The following is a 16,425-nucleotide window of genomic DNA, read 5'->3' as shown; positions in this document are numbered from 1 at the left end:
TAAGTGGCCAAGGGTGCGGCCGTGGTGCTGGCGGTTCTGGCGGTGCCGTTCACGACGGCGGTGGCGCCGCCACCGGCGCAAGGCTTGCAGTGGCAGCAATGCGCGAAAATCGCCGAAGGCTGGGCGAACGGCGAAGCGAGCGAGTGCGCGACGGTCCGCGTACCGCTGGACTACCGGCAGCCCGGCGGCCGGCAGCTCACGATCGCCGTCAGCCGTGTCCGCGCGAGCGATCCGGCGCACCGGCAAGGCGTCGTGCTCGTCAACCCCGGCGGCCCCGGCGAGCAGGGCACCACGTTCCCGGACGAGCTCACCCGGACTGAGCTGGCCGGCATCGGCCGCACGCACGACCTGATCGGCTTCGACATCCGCGGTTCGGACTACAGCGACAAGATCCTCTGCCCGGAGCTGGATCCGGCGAACGTGCCGCGGCCGCCCGCCACCGGCACCGCCGAGCAGCGCTTCAAGGACCAGGCGAAGATCGTGGCGGACCGCGTGCGCACCTGCGCCGGGAAGGACCCCGACCTCGCTCGGTCGATGACCACGGCCAATGTCGCCCGCGACATGGACGTGATCCGCCAGGCACTCGGCGAGGAGAAGATCGGCTACTTCGGCAACTCGTGGGGCACGGCGCTCGGCACCGCCTACCGCAGCCTGTTCGGCGACCACGTCGACCGGATGCTGCTGGACTCCGTGCTAGCGCCGGGCGAGGCGGTCGCGCGGTCCGACGACCAGACCGCCGCGTCCGAAGCGCATTTCGACGACTTCACGCGCTGGCTCGCCGAGCGCGACGCGATTTACGGGTTCGGCAGCACCGCCCCGGCCGTCTCACACGTTCTGCTCGCGCTGCAGAGCCGGCTCGCGGCCCAGCCCCTGGGCGACCGCGATGACCACTGGGCCAACCGGCAACTGCTCGCCTCGCGTGCAGACTGGGCGACGGCCGCGAAAGCGCTCGCCGCCGCCCGCGACGAGAAGCCGCCGGCGACCACGGCCCCGCCCGCGTCCGCGCCGGCCGGCAACGGGTTCGACGTCGGCTACCGCGACGGGGAGATCGGGTTCGTCCTGGCTGCTGTGAACTGCAACGACTCCCCCGGCGCCCGCGACATCGACCAGGCGTGGGAGCACGGGCGCGAGCTCGCCGCCCGGTACCCCGTGGCCGCCTACGAACCGGGGGGCGACGCGCGGTGCGCCGGGTGGCCGTTCGCGCCGCAGCCCACCGAGCTCGTGCGCGGTTCCGGCCCGCTGCAGCTCGTCGGGCACCGGTACGAGACCAACACCCCGTTCCCGTGGGCGCGTGAGATGCAGGCGAAAGTCGGCGGCGCGCTCCTGACCGTGGCCGACGATGTGCACTCGTCGTTCGCCCACCTCCCGTGTGCCGCGAAGGGCGTCGAGTTCTTCACCACCGGGACGACGTCGAACGGCACCTGTTCCGGATAGTCCTTTGTGGACCCGGCAGCCGGGTACCCACGAGGTGGAGTGGCAGGCCCCCGGGCGGACTTCGATCATGCTGACCGGGGGTTCCACCACGACCACGAGGAGTTGCAGGAAAATCGGTATCGGCCTGCCCAACCAGGTGCGCGAAGTGGACGCGACGGTGATCCCGGCGTGGGCGGCGAAGGCGGAGGAAGCCGGGTTCTCGACGCTCGGCACGGTCGGGCGCATCGCCTACCCGGCGGTGCTCGACACCGTCGCGCTGGCGGCGGCCGCGGGTGCCACGCGCACGATCGGGCTGCTCAGCACGGTGATGCTGGCGCCGGTCTGGCCGGCGACGCTGCTGGCCAAGGAGCTCGCGGGCATCCAGGCCGTGTCCGGCGGGCGGCTGACGTTCGGCGTCGGCGGACGGCCCGACGACTTCGTGGTCGAGGGCACGAGCACGAAGGGCCTCGGCAAGCGGATGGACGCAGCACTCGAGGCGTACCGCGACCTGTGGTCGGGCAAGCCCGTCGGGGCAGGGACAACGCGGGAGTTCCGGGTGGTGCGGTCGCGCTGCCGATGCTGTTCGGCGGATTCGCGCCCGCCGCGCTGCGCGGATGGCCCGGTGGGCGAGGGGTACGTCGCGGAGGCGATGCCGGCGCCGCAGGTGGTGCCCGCATTCGACGCCGCGCGGGAAGCGTGGCGCGCGGAAGGCCGCGAGAGCGAACCTCGACTGGTCGCGATCGCCTACTTCGCGCTCGGCGACGTCGCGCAGGGCCGCGCCAACGCCAACCACTACTACTCGGTGGCCGGGCCCCAGTACGCCGACCTCGTGTCCGCGGGCGTGCACGGCAGCACCCACGTGCTGCGCGAAACCGTGAAGTCGTCCCCGACCACCGACGACCTCGACGACGTCGCGCGGCTGGCCGAGATCGTCCTCTGACGCGGCGGGCACGGCGCGGCCGAGGGGCGCGCCGGGCCCTTGCCCGCCGCGCCGTTATGCGCCGAGGCCGGTGAGCGCGGCCCGCACAGGTCAGGTCACTGAACTCCGACGCGCTCCCTGCACGCTCAGCGCCTCGGCCGCCGGGCGCTGCCGGGGTAGCGCTCGCCGTTGAGCGCGGAGGCTGCGGCGTAGAGAATCGTGCCGTCGGCCCAGACCTTCACGCGGACCAGCGATCCCTCCGGCACTGGGGGATGAGCCCGGCCAGTGCCGCGAGCACGACCACCCCGGCGATCGCGAAGCGGGCCAGGAGCCCGACCGTGGGCCGGCTCCGCAGCGGGGACCTGCGCGCGCGGATATCGGCCCGGGCGCCCGGCCCGTGGCTGTCCGAGCGGACTACGACCTCCAGGGCCGGGCGGGACGGGAAACACGCACCCGGGCGGAGCACCCCGGCGGTCACTCTGCGTGGCATCTTGCGGGATCCGCTCGGCGTAGCCGCAGCTACGCCGTTTCGTGGCCCAGTCGTTGCTCCGCGTGAAGCGCGACGCGGCGGCGTTCGCCGGGTCCTGTGAGGGCGATCACTGCAGCGTAGCGGCCGGATGTGGGCGGTGTGCCCCGGTTTCCACCTGGTCGGCAGCGTCTCTAAATGAGACTCCCGCCTTCCGGGGACAGGCGTATACCGAGCGATGTGCCACCGCGACGACCAGGCACACGACCAGGCACATTCCGGATGCCCGACCAGGGAGCCAGCTCATGACCACCCTCGATACCAGTGCCGAAAGTGTCCCCCGAGTACCTGCCCAGCACACTGCGGAGGCCGCCCCCGAAGCGCCCCCGGCCGCCGACCCGATGATGGTCGGTCTGCCCAGTTTCATCGTCGGATCCGTCGCGCTGGGGCTCGTCCTCATCGGCTACGTGCCCGCGACCGCCGTCGGCGCGTCACTCGCCGTCATCATCGCCGCGACCGGCCTCGGACTGCTCATCGCAGCGGTCTGGGCCGCCGCCGTGGGCCAGAGCGCGGTGGCGGGCGTGTTCGCCATCTTCTCCGGGTTCTGGCTGAGCTACGCACTGCTCGTGCTCGGCCTGACCCACAACTGGTTCGGGATCGACGCGACAGCGGCCGTCGACACCCAGGGGTTGTTCCTCATTTCCTGGCTCGTCATCGTCGGCATGCTGACGCTCGCGACCCTGCGGTTGCCGGTGGCCTACACCCTGTTGTTCGCCCTCATCGAGGTCGCGCTCGTGCTCGTGCTGGTCGGCACGCTCCAGGGCTCGGCCGGCATCCTCCAGGTCGGCGGGTACGTCGTGCTCGTGTTCGCCGCCGTCGGCGTGTACCTGTTCTTCAGCTCGGCCTCGACGGCCACGGGCGGGTCCGCGCTCCCGCTCGGCCCGCCGATCATGCACTGAGCGAACTGCGTCACACGTGCCCCGGAGTCCGCGACTCCGGGGCACTTTCCTGCGACGATCGCGGTCTCGCCCAGGGGACACCAAGACGTGACAGGAGGACCATGCCCGACGGATTCCGCGGCATCCCGACCACGACCCTCGCCGACCTGCTGAGCCGCGACCAGGTGATGGACATCGGCGTGCGCCCGCTGTGGGGCCCGGTGCCGCGCGTCGCAGGCCCGGCCTACACGGTCCAGTGCCCGGCGGGCGACAACCTGATGCTGCACGCGGCCATCCACCGCGCCCCGGTGGGCTCGATCGTCGTGGTGGAGTCCGGCGACCTGGACTACGCGCTGGCGGGCGGGAACGTCTGCGCCGTGGCGCAGCGCAACGGGATCACGGCGTTCGTGCTCGACGGCGTGATCCGCGACCTCGCCGAGGTGCGCGAACTGGGGTTCCCCGTGTTCGCTCGCGGCCTGATCCCGATCCCCGGCACGAAGGCGGCCGTCGCGCCGCTGGGCGAGCCCGTGAGCTGCGGTGGGGTCACCGTGCACGCCGGCGACATCGTGACCGCCGACGAGGAGGGCGTCGTGGTCACGCCGGCCGCCGACGTGGAGCGGATCCTCCTGGCCGCACAGGCCCGGCTCGCCAAGGAGGAGGCGCAGACGCTCGACGAATGGGACGCCGACCACAAGGCCCGGATCGACGCGATCCTGAAGGAGCGCGGGTTCGAAGGCTGAGGGTTCCGCGCCGCGACCGTCGAGAGTGGACGGTCGCGGCGCGGTTTTCGTCGTCCGGAGCAGCCTTTACGGGTACGACTTCAGCATCGCCAGGCCCGTGACGGCGTCCGACGGGCCACCCGTTTCGTTGACGACGTGGGCGATCGTGCCCTGGCCGCCGCCGAGCGAGAAGGTGATCATGCTGTGGAACCGCACACCCGGCCGCTGCGGCGCGGCGATGGCCCGGTCGGACACGATCGTGCGATCCTCGGCGAAGATGCAGTAGCTGCCCAGGCCCCACGCTTCGTGCGTGCGGACGTTGTCGCCCACCGCGTAGGCGGGGAAACCGCGGTGGGGCCCGTCCATCCACGCGGCCTGGTTCGGTGGGTCGTAGGGCATCTCGTTCTGGAAGAAGTAGGTGCGGCCGCCTTCGCCATTCCACTGCACCTGCGCCTTCTGGTGGTGCTCGACGAACAGACCGTAGGCGATCACGCCCGAGCCGTTCACGACCAGACCGACGTCGGAGGTGTTGGCGTCCCAGCCGACGCCCGCGCCGTGATCGGCCCGCCACAGCCACATGTTGTCGATGAGCACGTCGTCGCTGTTGACGACCACGCACCGCTTGGCCTTGCCCACGCCGGCACCGCCGACGCGCACGAACACGTCGTGCATCGAGCTCGGGTTGCGTGCGTGGCCGCGGCGCGACCCGTCGGGCCCGAAGCGGATCAGCGGGTCGGACGTGACCGGTCCCGCGTCCACGAGCAGGCCGGCGACGCGCACGCCGTCCACGTCGGCGACGTCCAGCGCGGTGACGCCGTTGTCCGGGATCAGTGTGGCGTAGCCGAGGCCGAGCACGACGGTGTTCGCGCGCGTGACGGTGAGCGGCTGGTCGACGTGGTAGATCCCCGGTGTGAGCAGCAGGTGCTGGCCCTTCGCGAGGGCGGCGTTGAGGTCGGCTGCGGACTCCGCCGGCTTGGCGATGTGGAACGCCTCGATGGGCAGCGACGTGCCCTCGGGCTTGCGCGCCTCCCAGCTGGTGGCCTCCGCGTTGGTGCGGACGGCGGGCACGAACACCTGGTAGGCGCCGGCTCCGTCCACGTACAGGAACGGCTTCTCGCAGATCACCGGCGTGCGCTCGACAGATGTGTACGGCGGGGTCGGGAACGAGGTCGCGGGTGCGCCGGGCGAACCGACGAACACGAAGTTCCAGTTCGAGCCCACCCACGAGCCGACCACTGAGTTGCGCGTGAGCCACTGTTGCTGGGTGCCGGAATTGACCTGGCCGGTGAGCTGGCAGTCGGCGATGAACCCACCGCTGGAATAGCCGCCGTCGGACAGCTTGAGGTCACCGAGCAGGTAGATGCGACGGTAGTAGGTGGCCTGCGAGACCGCCCAGGTGTCGACGCCGCTCTTCGGCACGGCGTTGAGGTTCTCGGCGCCGCGCCAGAAGTTCACGAGCGTGCCGTTGCCGTGCGCGTCGCCTTCCACCCCGAGCGAGCCGGTGATGCTGGCGCCGCTGGGCTGCAGGCCGAGGCCGGCGACCTGGGTGTAGTAGCCGAGCTTGACGTCGACGGAGTAGGCGCCGGGTTTGAACAGCAGCGCGTAGCGGCCCTCGCCGAACTGGCTGCCGCGCTGCTGGGCGTAGACGGCGTCGAGGGTGGCCTGGATGTTCGCGGTACCGGAGTCGAAGATGTGGACGTTGGGGCCGAAGTCGGGCTGGCCGGCGGCGTGGGTGGCCGGGGACGGGGCTTGTTTCGGGGTTTCCGCCGTGGGTGCGGCCGCGGCGGGGCTCGCGAACGCGAGCCCGGACGTCGCCGCGAGGGCGGCGCCGGAGCCCAGCGCCAGGAAGCTTCTTCTCGCGAGTGTCTGGTCGGGGTGTTCGGACTGTGCTGGCACTGAGGAGGACCGTCCTTTCGACACGACACGACACGTGGCGGCGTGTGCGGGCCGAGGAATCCGTGCGGCATCGACATTTCCGAGCCGGGCTCACCGGTGTCAAGGCGGCTGTCGGTGACCGGGACAGCCGAAAGTCCTGAACACCGCGGTCGCGCAGCTACCGGGCAAAGGCGACAGGTTGCGGAAACGGCTAGGGTCGGGGGTGGGGACCGCGACGGCAGGAGAGCCACATGACCAAGAACCAGCCCGGCGACAGCCAGGAGCCAGTGGACGCCGAGATCGTCGAGAGCCCGGCAAGCTCTGGCGTTCCGGCGGCGGACCTGCCCGGGCCCGACTACAGCGAGGGCGGCGTGCCGTCGTTCGACTTCGTCCGCGACCGCATCGAGAACCGCTACAACACCTCGGTGGGCGCGCAGGAGCTCGCGGGCATCGGCGGGCCGGAGACGATCGAGTCGCTCGACAAGAAGATCGCCGACCGAGACAAGGCCGCGAAGGACAAGCTCGCCGAGATCCGCCGGTCGATGGGCAAGCAGTAGCGTCCCTTGTGGACGGTCAGCCCAGCAGGCCCAGCACGGCGTCGGCCGCCGCGGCGGCACCACCGGCGGCGGTGATCTCCTCGGCCAGCCGGGCCAGCCGGTCGTGCACGCCCGCGTTGCCGGCGACGCGCAGCACCGTCTCGCGCACGAGCTCCGGGGTGCGGACCTCGGAGTCGAGCACCTCGCCGAGGCCCAGCTCCCGCACGCGGCGGGCGTTGAGGGCCTGCTCGGGCATCTGGGGCAGCGTCATCAGCGGCACGGCTCGCGAAAGCGCCTCCATGATCGAGTTCATGCCGGCGTGGGTGACGAACGCGGTCGCGTGGCCCAGCACCGCCTGCTGCGGCACCGACGGCAGCGCCTCGACGTTCGGCGGCGGCCCGCCCAGCAGCGTGGGATCCGTGCGGCCGAGCGACATCACCACGTGCCACTCCGTTGCGGCGAAGGCCTGTGCGCACGCACGGAACACGTCCGGCCGGTCGGTGAACGCCGTACCCAGCGACACGAGCAGCACCGGCTGCGCGGCCGGCGGCGCCCATTCCCCGGCACGCACCGCCGGGCCCACGAACCGGTAGGTCTCGTCGAACGTCTCCGCCGCGTTCTGGAACACGGCCGGCACGAACACCAGCGTCAACGGCACCGACGGGGCCGCCATCGGCATCAGCGGCGCGGACAGGCCCTGCTGGCGAGAACTCATGCAAGCGCGTCGGGAACCGGACCAACGCCTCGTTGTCCGGCCGGAGGTCGGGCGGCCGCGGGGCGCCGCTCGGCCTGCGTGCACCGCGAAGGTGGTTTCTGCGCCGGGTCGCCGCCACGCTGCCAACGCAACCGGACCACTCGCCACGGGAACGCCGCACGGACCGCCCATTCGCACATCACCAACACCACGACGGGATCCTCGCGCCGCAGCAACCGCGCGAGCAGTCCCCTCACCCGATCCTCCGCCAGCAACTCCGCCGCGCCACACACCCCATCACGCACGGCCCCCTCACCCGATCCTCCGCCAGCAACTCCGCCGCGCCACACACCCCATCACGCACGGCCCCCTCACCCAATCCTCCGCCGCGCCACACCCGATCACGAACGGCCCCGCAGCGCCGTCGTTGCTGTGCGACCCCCACAGCCGCACATCGCCGAAGCCCGCCACACGACCACTCGCGCGGCGGCAGCGGCGCGGGTGGACCACTCGCGCCGTCCCGAGCGCCGCGACCACGCGGACGGCCACGCGGAGTAGCCCGCCGAAATCCACCCACCCCGCCGGCTCGGGCGTGCTTTGATCGACCCCATGCCTACCTCTGTGCGCGTCCCCGGTCTGGTCCTCAGCGAGCACGAGTTCGACGTCCCGTTGGATCACGGCGAGCCCGGCGGCGAGCGCATCACCGTGTTCGCGCGGGAGGTCGCGGAGCCGGGCGGCGGGGAGGAGCGGCCGTTCCTCGTGTTCCTGCAGGGTGGCCCCGGGCACGAGGCGCCGCGGCCGACGGGCGGTGCCTCGGGGTGGCTGGGGCGGGCGCTGCGGGACTACCGGGTGCTGCTGCTGGACCAGCGTGGCACCGGCAACTCCACCCCCGTCGGCACGTTGCCGGGGCGCACGCCCGCCGAGCAGGCGGAGTACCTCGCGCACTTCCGCGCCGACTCGATCGTGCGGGACGCGGAGCTGATCCGGCAGCGGCTGGGCGTGGCGCAGTGGAGCGTGCTGGGCCAGTCGTTCGGCGGGTTCACCGCGCTCGCCTACCTCTCGCAAGCGCCGCAGGGCCTGCGGGAAGCGTTCTTCACCGGCGGCCTGCCGCCCGTCGACCGCCACCCCGACGAGGTGTACAAGGCGACGTACGCGACGCTGCTGGAGCGCAACCGCCGCTACTACCTGCGCTACCCCGGAGACCGTGAGCGCGTGCGGAAGCTGCACACGCGCCTCGACGCCGGCGAGCTCGCGCTGCCCGACGGCACACCGATCACGTCACGCCTGTTCCGCCAGCTCGGCCACGTCCTCGGCTCGAGCGAGGGCGCCGAGACGCTGCACTACCTGCTGGAGCGCGACCCCGGCTCCCCGGCTTTCGCCCACGACGTCGCGGCGACGCTGCCGTTCTCGGCGCGCAACCCGCTGTACGCGGTGATCCACGAGGCCTGCTACGCCGACGGCCACGCCACCCGCTGGTCGGCCGAGCGCACGCGCCCGGCGGAGTACGACGACGACGTCACGCTCTTCACCGGCGAGCACGTCTTCCCCTCGGTGTTCACCGACCTGCCCGGCTTCGCCCCGCTGCGCGAAGCCGCCGAGCTGCTCGCCGAGCGCGAGTGGCCGCGCCTCTACGACGCCGACGTGCTGCGAACCTGCGAAGTGCCGTGCGCCGCCGCGATCTACGTCGAGGACGCGTATGTGGACCGCCGGTTCTCCGAAGAAACCGCCCGGCTGATCCCGGCGATGCGCCCGTGGGTCACGAACGAATACGAGCACAACGGCCTGCGCGCGGCGGGCGAGCACGTGCTCGGCCGGCTGATCGACCTCGTGCGCGGCCGCGCCTGAAGATCGAAAAGAAGTGCCGGATAGCGCTAGGGAATGGTGGGCGTGTTACGATCGGTTTCGTTATCAGGTCGTTTCCTGAGACCACACCAGAGCAATTTCATCGGCCCGGAAGCGCGGAACTTTACAGAATTCGAGCGTGGATTTTCCCACCCGGGAATCATTTCCCTTCGACGCTTTTCTGCGGCAGAATCCCGCCATTGCCCAACGTCGGGCACTGTCGCAGCAGGGAGTCGCCGTGAAGAAACCGCTGGGCCGTCTCGCAGGTGCCGTGCTCGCCGGCGCCGCCCTCACGCTCGCGTCCGCGCCGGCCGCCTTCGCGCAGGACGACCCCACCACGCCGGTCGAGACCACCGCGACGTCCGAGTCGACGGACCCGCCGGCACCGGCCACATCGGACTCCAGCACTTCCGAGACCACGACCGGCGACGCGAGCACCCCTGCGTCCGCCCCTGCGCCGAGTACCACCGGCGCTATCGAGACGCCTGCCGGCCCCGAGGTACAGACCACCGAGGGCCGACGCGCCCCGGCCGCCGCGAAGCCCCGCGCCGCCGAAGAGTCCGAAGGCTCCGAAACCGACCAGGACGCCGCCGAGACCACGGATACCTCCGCCCCCACCGACTCGTACACCAACAACGCCGGCCACGGCTTCGTCGGCCTCGGTGGTGAAGGCGTGCTGGTCATCGCCTGCGCGTCCGGCGCGCCCGGGAACGTCGCCACCGTCGGCCTCACCGTGACCGCCGGTCCGGACCAGGACGGCGCCGACGGCCGCTACTGGAACTACGACGTGCGCGTGGTCGACGGGTTCACCGGCACGACCGCGCCGTTCAGCTGGACCTGCGACGGCCAGGAAGGCCACGGCGACGTGTCCTTCGAACAGGTCACACCGCCCACTTCGGACACCAGCGAGACTCCGACGACCAGCGACACGACGACCTCCGCCAGCAGCCCGCCCGGCTCCACGTCCACTCCGGACACCACGCAGACGACGCCGGCACCCGTCCTCACCCGCCCGGCGGTCCAGGTCCGCTACGCACCCCAGGGCGGCGTCGAGACCGGCTTCGGCGGCACCGCGCGGTTCTGGTTCTGAGCCGATGAAGCGAACCAAGCTCGCGGCGGCAGCAGCCTCGGCGCTGGCCGTCATCGCCGTGCTGGCCGGCTGCGGTTCTTCGCCCACCCCGGCACCGGCCGCCGCGGCCAAACCGGCCCCGAGCAGCGTCCCGGTCACGAAACCGTTCAAGGGCCTGCGCCCGACGTCGGTGAGCATCCCGAAGATCGGCGCGAAGTCCAGCCTGGTCTCCGTCGCGGTCAACCTCGAAGGCAAGATCTCCGTGCCCTCGGTGAAAACGCCGATGCAGGCCGCGTGGTACCGCCTCTCCCCCGTACCCGGCGAAGTCGGCCCGGCCGTCGTTCTCGGTCACGTGGACGGCGACAAGAAGCCGGGTATCTTCTACAAGCTCAAGGACCTCGTGCCCGGCGACGAGGTGGACATCGACCGCAGCGACGGCAAGAAGCTGAAGTTCACCGTCGACCACCTGACGCAGGTCCCCAAGGACCAGTTCCCCCAGGACGCCGTCTACAGCAACAGCACCAAACCGGAGCTCCGCCTGATCACCTGCGGCGGCGTGTTCGACCACGCCGAGCACAGCTACGAGGACAACATCGTGGTCTACGCGAACCTCGCCCCGTAACTCAGACGAGCGCGCCGACCACCGCGTACCCGAGCGTGGCCGCGCCCAGCCCCGCGACGACGCTCAGCACCACGTTGGCCACCGCGAGACCGTACGCCCGCCGCTCGAGCAGGCGTACGGTCTCGTAGCCGAAAGTGCTGTACGTCGTCAGCGCCCCGCAGAACCCCGTGCCCACCAGAATCGAGACGGTGCCGGGCAATGTGGACCCGGCGCCGGCGAGCGAGCCCAGCACCAGTGACCCCACCAGGTTAACCGTGAACGTGCCCCACGGAAACCCACTGCGGTGGCGAGCCTGCACGAAGCGATCGGTGACGTAACGCAGCGGCGCGCCGACCACCGCGCCGACGAACACGAGCAGCGCCATCACGGCTCGACCGTCCTTTCCGGACGGATAAACGCCTTTCGCGCGAGCGCCATCCCCGCCACCACCGCGAGCAACGCCGCCACGAGCGTGCCCGCGAGGTAGCCGAACGCGAGCCCGACCGTTCCCGGCCGCAGCAGCCCGTGGATCTCGACGACGTAGGTCGAGAACGTGGTGTAGCCGCCCAGGATCCCGACCCCCAGGAACGGCCGCACCAGCCGATGCGCGGTCCACGCCTCGGTGACCGCGACCATGAGCACCCCGATGAGGAAACAGCCGGTGACGTTGATCAGGAACGTCGCCAGCGGGAAGTGCCCGGGTGCGGTGGGGAGCAGCTCCGTGAGGCCGTACCGCGCGAGCGCGCCGAGGCCGCCGCCGAGGGCGACCACGGCGAGGACCGGCGCGTTCTCCCGCACGGCCGTTCGGCGCCACAGCGGCGTCCGCGGGGAGGAACCAGGTGATTCGGGCACAGACGTCTCCTACTCAACGCGGGCATGCTAGCGCCCTCGGTTCGAGTAGGGACTGTCGGCAGCGAGCGCTGCGGTTGTCCGGAAGGCCCGAAGCGGCGAGCCCCACCGCCGCGCGCGCAGCTTATCCGGCCAGGCCCGCCGGCGTGCGCAGGGCCGTCAACGCGGGCGCGAACATCGTGGACTTGATCGCCCCGAGCGTGCCGCGGTCCTTGCCCGCCAGCGGCGCGACGACCTCGGTCGCCGTGCTGACCAGCGCGGCCTCGTCGGCCGTCGCGTCGACCAGGCCGAGCTCCCGGGCCTGCGGGCCGCCGAAGCGCCGCCCGGTGGTCATCGACGCGATCGCCGTGGCCGGCGTGAGCTTGGCCTGGATGAGCGCGGCCATGCCGGGTGTGAACGGGATGTTGATGTCGGCCTCGGGGAAGCAGAAGAACCCGCGGTCGGTCCGCATCACGCGGAAGTCGTGGGCCATGGCCAGCATCGCGCCGGCACCGAACGCGTGCCCGTTCAGCGCCGCGACGGTCGGCACCGGCAGGGCGAGCGCACGGGCGAGCAGGTCGTGGACGTCGGTGACGTACTTGCCGGCTTCGTCACCGTGGGCGGTCAGCCACTCGAGGTCGAGGCCGTTGGAGTAGAACTTGCCGCTGCCCGTGGTCACGAGCGCGGCGGGTGCCGAGCCGGCCGTGACCGTGTCGAGGTGGGTGTTCACCTCCTCCAGCCACGCGGGTGAGAACCGGTTCTCGTCGGCGCCGAAGCCGAGCACGGAGACGGCTTCGTGGTGGGTCAGTGCGGTCATCGCGAGGTCCCTTTTTCAGACGGTGGTTGCGGTGCGGGACGAACGCCGTTTCGGCGGCGGCAGAGCGAGCACCGCGCGGACGGCGGCGGCGAGCCTGCGGCGGCTGTCCTCGCCCACGCGGCCTTCGGCCAGCTCACGGCGGTAGATCGCGCTCGGCAGGTCGACGACGCACGTGGTGATCACCTCGACGGCCACGCCGTCGCCGCGCTGCCACAGCTCGCGCGCGAGGCGCACGAGCAGGCGCACCAGGCGTTTGTCCAGCGCGTGCAGCGCCTCGGCGACCTCGTCGGGCAGCTGCGGGCCGAGCACGCGGTCGGGCGAGACGGTGATCATCAGCCGTGCGGCATCCGGGCGTTGTCCCGCCACGACGGCCGGCGCGTCGGCTGCGGCGACGACCGCCGCGACCGGGCCCGCCTCGGCCAGAGCGGCGTCGACCAGGCCTTCCTGCACGTCGACGAAGTGGGTCGCGGCCCGCAGCCACGCCCGCCCGACGAGCGCGGGCAGCGAGCCGAAGCTGTGGTAGATCGCGCTGTTCGGCACGCCCGCGGCGAGGGCGAGACCGCGCGCGGTGACCTCTTCCGGACCGCGGTCGGCGACGAGCCGCTCGGCAACGTCGAGCAGCCGTTCGGGGTCGTGGATCCGCGGCCTGGGCACGAACTCGAGAGTAAGGGACACGCGCTCCACAACAACGGTGTTGTGGAGCACAGGTTCCCTTACTCGGCGACGAAGACGCAGTCGTGCCCGTCTCGGGTGCTCACGTCGGGGTCGTCGAGCCACTGCCCGCCCGTCGCGAGGTAGCGGAAACGCAGCCTCGCGCCGGGCCGCACCTCGACGGCGGCCGAGCGCGTGCCGTTGGACCGCTTGCGCAGCTCGTGACGCCCGGGCTGCCAGTCGTTGAAGTCGCCGACCACGCTGACGGACCCGGGCGGGGTGTCGAGCGGGAGGACGAACGTCACCTTCCGCACCCCGCCGCCACCTCGGCTGGTCTTGATCACGAGCGCTTCCCTTCACTTTCCGGCTGGTTTCGCCGAAAAGCGTTCCACGCGTTCTCGCTCACGGGCGCGCGAACCGCCTGCCCGTCCGGGTGAACTCACGGCGTGCGGCCGGGGACCACCTTCACGTTCTTGTTCGGGAACCGGCGTTCCACATGGGACTTGGCGGCCGATCCCGGCGTCACGTAGATCGTTTCTTCCTTGTCCTGCAACGGTCGCAGCACCGTGCGCATGAACTCGCGACGGTCTTCGAGGTACGGCCCGAGCACGTCCTCACCCGCCGGGCACACGGCCATGCAGTAGGCCGCCTTGTAGTTCGCCTTGAAGGAAAGGCTTTGCCACATCGACGCGTTCTCGGAATCGGTGACGCGCTCGCGGAACTCCGCGCCGTCCGCGCTGTCGGCCACGGTTTCCACCCAGTCGGTGAACCCGCCCATGAACTCGCGGTAGTTGTGCGTGGAGCAGGCCGCCCAGTCGAACTCGCCCGTCTTGGCGATGGCGCCGACCGGGCACGCGGCCACGCACAGCTTGCACTCCACACAGGGGTTGTAGTCCAGCGCCTCGCCGTAGTCGGTCACCTCGGCGTCAACGAGCAGCGTGGCCAGCAGGACGAAGTTGCCGAACTTCGGATGGATCACGTTGCGGTGCAGGCCCATCACGCCGAGGCCGGCCGCGACCGCCACGGTCTTGTGCGCCACCACCCAGATCCGGCCGGGGAAACCGTCCATCTCCATCGGGAAGGTCGCCGACGGGTTGAGCGCGCGGTAGCCGGCGTCCTGCAGCGCGCGGGTGATCGTGCGGGCCGCCTCGTTGATGATCTCGCCGCTGCGGTGGAACTCCTGGTTCGCGACGCTGCGCGCCGGCGTGCGCACGTTGTCGCGGTTCATCCGCACGACGAGGGAGACCAGGGTACGGGTGCCGGGCAGCGCGGCGAGCGCGTGCGGCCGCTCCCCCGCCAGGTCGGCGTGCTCCAGCGACACGGCCGCGACGTCATCGGCGCCCGCTGCCAGCGCCAGCTCGCGCAACCACGCGGCGTCGATCGGCCCGGGCTTCGGCCGGGTGCCGCGCGCCAGCACGGCCTGCACCGACGGGTGGGCGGCGAGTTTGCGTGGCAGCTCGGTCACGAGGAGTCCTCCATCGGTAGGAATTTCCAACCAACCCTCCCACGTGCTGAGTCCGATAACAAGACCGCGCCTACCGCGCCTGCCGCGGCGGGGCGCGCCCCGCCGCGGCGCCGGGCTCAGCCGGTGACCGAGATGTCGTCGAGCTGCTCGGCGGCCGGGCGGACCGGGTAGAGATCACCTCCCGGCGGGGCGGGGATGTGCGGCAGCGCGGCCTTGGCCTGGGCGTCACCCGCGTCGGCGGCGGCGTGGACGCTGTCGAGCGCCGCGTACTGCAGGAAGTTCAGGTCGGGCAGCGGCCACTGCGACGCTCCGCCCGTCGCGGCGGGCAGCAGGTGGTCGACGGCCTTGAACAGGCTGCCGCCCTCCGGGGTCCGGTAGGCCCACAGGTCCACGCCGACGTGGCGGCCGATCTGCGCGAGGCGGGTCAGCGCGACGAGGTTGAACGTGTGGTAGTGGAAGCTGCGCGTGCGCGTCGACTCCTCGGGCTGGCTGCCGTCGGCCGCGATCTGGTGGTCGAGGCGGGTTTTCTCCGCGGTGGCGACGATCTGCTTCGTGAGCGATTTGTCGCCGGTGTAGAGCGCGATGCCGGCGGAGAGCATGTCGTAGAAGGAGCCGTGGTTGTTGGTCTCGGCGGCTTCGTCCGTGCCGTTCTTGCTCGTGCGCAGCCAGGTCAGGAAGTCGGCCGACCAGCCCTTCATCGCCGTGGCATCGGTCTTCGACCAGCCGGGCGCGCCCGCGTCGAGGATCCGCGCCGCGTCGAGGACCTGGGTGAAGGTGTAGGCGAACTCGATGATGCCGATGCCTCGGCCGTCGTTCTTGCACGGGATGCCCTGCGCGAAGTTCAGGTTCGGGTTCATCTTCGTGGCCGCGTCGAGGAACCAGGTGCGCAGGTCGAGGGCCGCGCGCTGCGCGTACTCGGGCTTGCGCGTGTAGAACCAGGCGAGGGAGAGCTGGTAGATGGAGCTGAATGCGGTGAGCCGCTCGGCTTTGTCGGGCACGGCGGTGGTCTCGGGGTTGAGCACGCCGTCGCGCTGGACGTACGGGCAGCCCTGCGGGTTGTCCGCCGTCGCAGGCTGGCTGGGCCACCAGTACGGCGCGAGACTCAGGTAGTCGTGCTTGTCGCCGCTCGGCGGCACGCGCTCCTTGTCGACGACCGTCCACGGGCCCTTGGTGAGTGCCGCGTCGGCCTGCTTGAGGAGGTCGGTCAGCGATGTGCGAAGGGTGCCGTCACCGAGCAGCAACCCGATGCGGTTCTTCGTGAGCCGTGCCCCGTCGAGCACGACCGTGTCGGGCTGGCAGGCGAGCGAGGCGATCGGCAACGAACACACCTGAGGCGGCGGCTGCTGGGCGGGCGCGGCACCGGCGGCACCGGCGGTGGTGGCGAGCAGCCCGGCGACGGTGGCGAGGATCAGTGAGAGTCGGAACCGGGACCGTGAAGGAGGCAACACCGCAACTCCGTTCAAGTATCTGAATAGCTGGCAGATATGTGAACTCAACGTAGGCAGTGGAACGGGTCGAGCCCAGTCGGCAGCACGGCCCTGCGTTACGAAACTGCTAATCAGATGCCCTAAATGGCCCTGGCGGACGTTACG

17 protein-coding genes are annotated in these 16,425 nt (G+C 71.3%); 8 read left to right on the top strand and 9 right to left on the bottom strand.

The annotated features are described in order from the left end of the window. Positions 1–3: 3 nt before the first annotated feature. The 4 genes from AB0F91_RS17020 to AB0F91_RS17005 all read left to right on the top strand — a co-directional run bounded on the left by AB0F91_RS17020 (position 4) and on the right by AB0F91_RS17005 (position 4,476). On the top strand, positions 4–1,434 hold the full coding sequence (locus tag AB0F91_RS17020; RefSeq protein WP_360598467.1) for an alpha/beta fold hydrolase: 1,431 nt from the start codon (positions 4–6) through the stop codon (positions 1,432–1,434). Between the two features lie 67 nt (positions 1,435–1,501). Then, positions 1,502–2,353 carry an LLM class flavin-dependent oxidoreductase gene (locus AB0F91_RS17015; RefSeq protein WP_360598466.1) on the top strand — a complete coding sequence of 284 codons (852 nt, stop codon included), beginning with the start codon at positions 1,502–1,504 and terminating at the stop codon, positions 2,351–2,353. Positions 2,354–3,103: 750 nt separating this feature from the next. Next, positions 3,104–3,757, top strand: a complete 654-nt coding sequence (locus AB0F91_RS17010) for a GPR1/FUN34/YaaH family transporter (RefSeq protein WP_360598465.1) — start codon at positions 3,104–3,106, stop codon at positions 3,755–3,757. A gap of 101 nt (positions 3,758–3,858) precedes the next feature. Continuing rightward, positions 3,859–4,476, top strand: a complete 618-nt coding sequence (locus tag AB0F91_RS17005) for an RraA family protein (RefSeq protein WP_360598464.1) — start codon at positions 3,859–3,861, stop codon at positions 4,474–4,476. A gap of 66 nt (positions 4,477–4,542) precedes the next feature. Here the strand turns inward: AB0F91_RS17005 and AB0F91_RS17000 are convergent, their stop codons facing one another. Continuing rightward, positions 4,543–6,351: a coagulation factor 5/8 type domain-containing protein gene (locus AB0F91_RS17000; protein WP_360598463.1), complete on the bottom strand. Its 1,809-nt coding sequence runs from the start codon at positions 6,349–6,351 to the stop codon at positions 4,543–4,545. 230 nt (positions 6,352–6,581) lie between these two features. Between AB0F91_RS17000 and AB0F91_RS16995 the strand changes: the two genes are divergently transcribed. Then, positions 6,582–6,887: a hypothetical protein gene (locus tag AB0F91_RS16995; RefSeq protein ID WP_360598462.1), complete on the top strand. Its 306-nt coding sequence runs from the start codon at positions 6,582–6,584 to the stop codon at positions 6,885–6,887. Positions 6,888–6,903: 16 nt separating this feature from the next. On the opposite strand, the gene AB0F91_RS16990 is transcribed toward AB0F91_RS16995, so the two are convergent. Beyond that, complete coding sequence (locus tag AB0F91_RS16990) at positions 6,904–7,581, bottom strand: nucleotide disphospho-sugar-binding domain-containing protein (RefSeq protein WP_360598461.1); 678 nt, start codon at positions 7,579–7,581, stop codon at positions 6,904–6,906. A gap of 588 nt (positions 7,582–8,169) precedes the next feature. Between AB0F91_RS16990 and AB0F91_RS16985 the strand changes: the two genes are divergently transcribed. From AB0F91_RS16985 to AB0F91_RS16975, 3 genes are all read left to right on the top strand, one after another. Next, positions 8,170–9,405, top strand: coding sequence for an alpha/beta fold hydrolase (locus tag AB0F91_RS16985; protein ID WP_360598460.1), 1,236 nt, complete (start codon positions 8,170–8,172; stop codon positions 9,403–9,405). Positions 9,406–9,640: 235 nt separating this feature from the next. Beyond that, positions 9,641–10,492 (top strand): hypothetical protein, encoded by an 852-nt coding sequence (locus AB0F91_RS16980; RefSeq protein ID WP_360598459.1) that lies wholly within the window; start codon positions 9,641–9,643, stop codon positions 10,490–10,492. Positions 10,493–10,496: 4 nt separating this feature from the next. Next, a complete protein-coding gene (locus AB0F91_RS16975; RefSeq protein ID WP_360598458.1) occupies positions 10,497–11,093 on the top strand; it encodes a class F sortase in 597 nt (198 codons plus the stop codon). Position 11,094: 1 nt separating this feature from the next. Here the strand turns inward: AB0F91_RS16975 and crcB (AB0F91_RS16970) are convergent, their stop codons facing one another. The 7 genes from crcB (AB0F91_RS16970) to AB0F91_RS16940 all read right to left on the bottom strand — a co-directional run bounded on the left by crcB (AB0F91_RS16970) (position 11,095) and on the right by AB0F91_RS16940 (position 16,281). Then, entirely contained in the window at positions 11,095–11,460 is a 366-nt protein-coding gene (gene crcB, locus AB0F91_RS16970) for a fluoride efflux transporter CrcB (protein WP_360598457.1), read from the bottom strand. After that, the gene (gene crcB, locus AB0F91_RS16965) at positions 11,457–11,924 is read right to left on the bottom strand and encodes a fluoride efflux transporter CrcB (protein ID WP_360598456.1); all 468 of its coding nucleotides are present in this window, start codon (positions 11,922–11,924) and stop codon (positions 11,457–11,459) included. Before crcB (AB0F91_RS16965) ends, crcB (AB0F91_RS16970) begins: the two co-directional genes overlap by 4 nt. Positions 11,925–12,045: 121 nt before the next feature. Beyond that, complete coding sequence (locus AB0F91_RS16960) at positions 12,046–12,717, bottom strand: enoyl-CoA hydratase/isomerase family protein (RefSeq protein WP_360598455.1); 672 nt, start codon at positions 12,715–12,717, stop codon at positions 12,046–12,048. A 15-nt stretch (positions 12,718–12,732) separates the two neighbouring features. Beyond that, positions 12,733–13,371 carry a helix-turn-helix domain-containing protein gene (locus tag AB0F91_RS16955; protein WP_360598454.1) on the bottom strand — a complete coding sequence of 213 codons (639 nt, stop codon included), beginning with the start codon at positions 13,369–13,371 and terminating at the stop codon, positions 12,733–12,735. Positions 13,372–13,430: 59 nt separating this feature from the next. Further along, the gene (locus tag AB0F91_RS16950) at positions 13,431–13,712 is read right to left on the bottom strand and encodes an isoamylase early set domain-containing protein (RefSeq protein ID WP_360598453.1); all 282 of its coding nucleotides are present in this window, start codon (positions 13,710–13,712) and stop codon (positions 13,431–13,433) included. Positions 13,713–13,807: 95 nt separating this feature from the next. Beyond that, positions 13,808–14,833: a 4Fe-4S binding protein gene (locus AB0F91_RS16945; RefSeq protein ID WP_360598452.1), complete on the bottom strand. Its 1,026-nt coding sequence runs from the start codon at positions 14,831–14,833 to the stop codon at positions 13,808–13,810. Between the two features lie 116 nt (positions 14,834–14,949). Further along, positions 14,950–16,281 carry an alginate lyase family protein gene (locus AB0F91_RS16940; protein WP_360598451.1) on the bottom strand — a complete coding sequence of 444 codons (1,332 nt, stop codon included), beginning with the start codon at positions 16,279–16,281 and terminating at the stop codon, positions 14,950–14,952. Between the last annotated feature and the right edge of the window lie 144 nt (positions 16,282–16,425).

The organism is Amycolatopsis sp. NPDC023774 (genome assembly GCF_040639695.1).
In the GTDB taxonomy this organism is placed as follows: domain Bacteria; phylum Actinomycetota; class Actinomycetes; order Mycobacteriales; family Pseudonocardiaceae; genus Amycolatopsis.
This window is presented reverse-complemented; position numbering and strand designations above follow the sequence as displayed.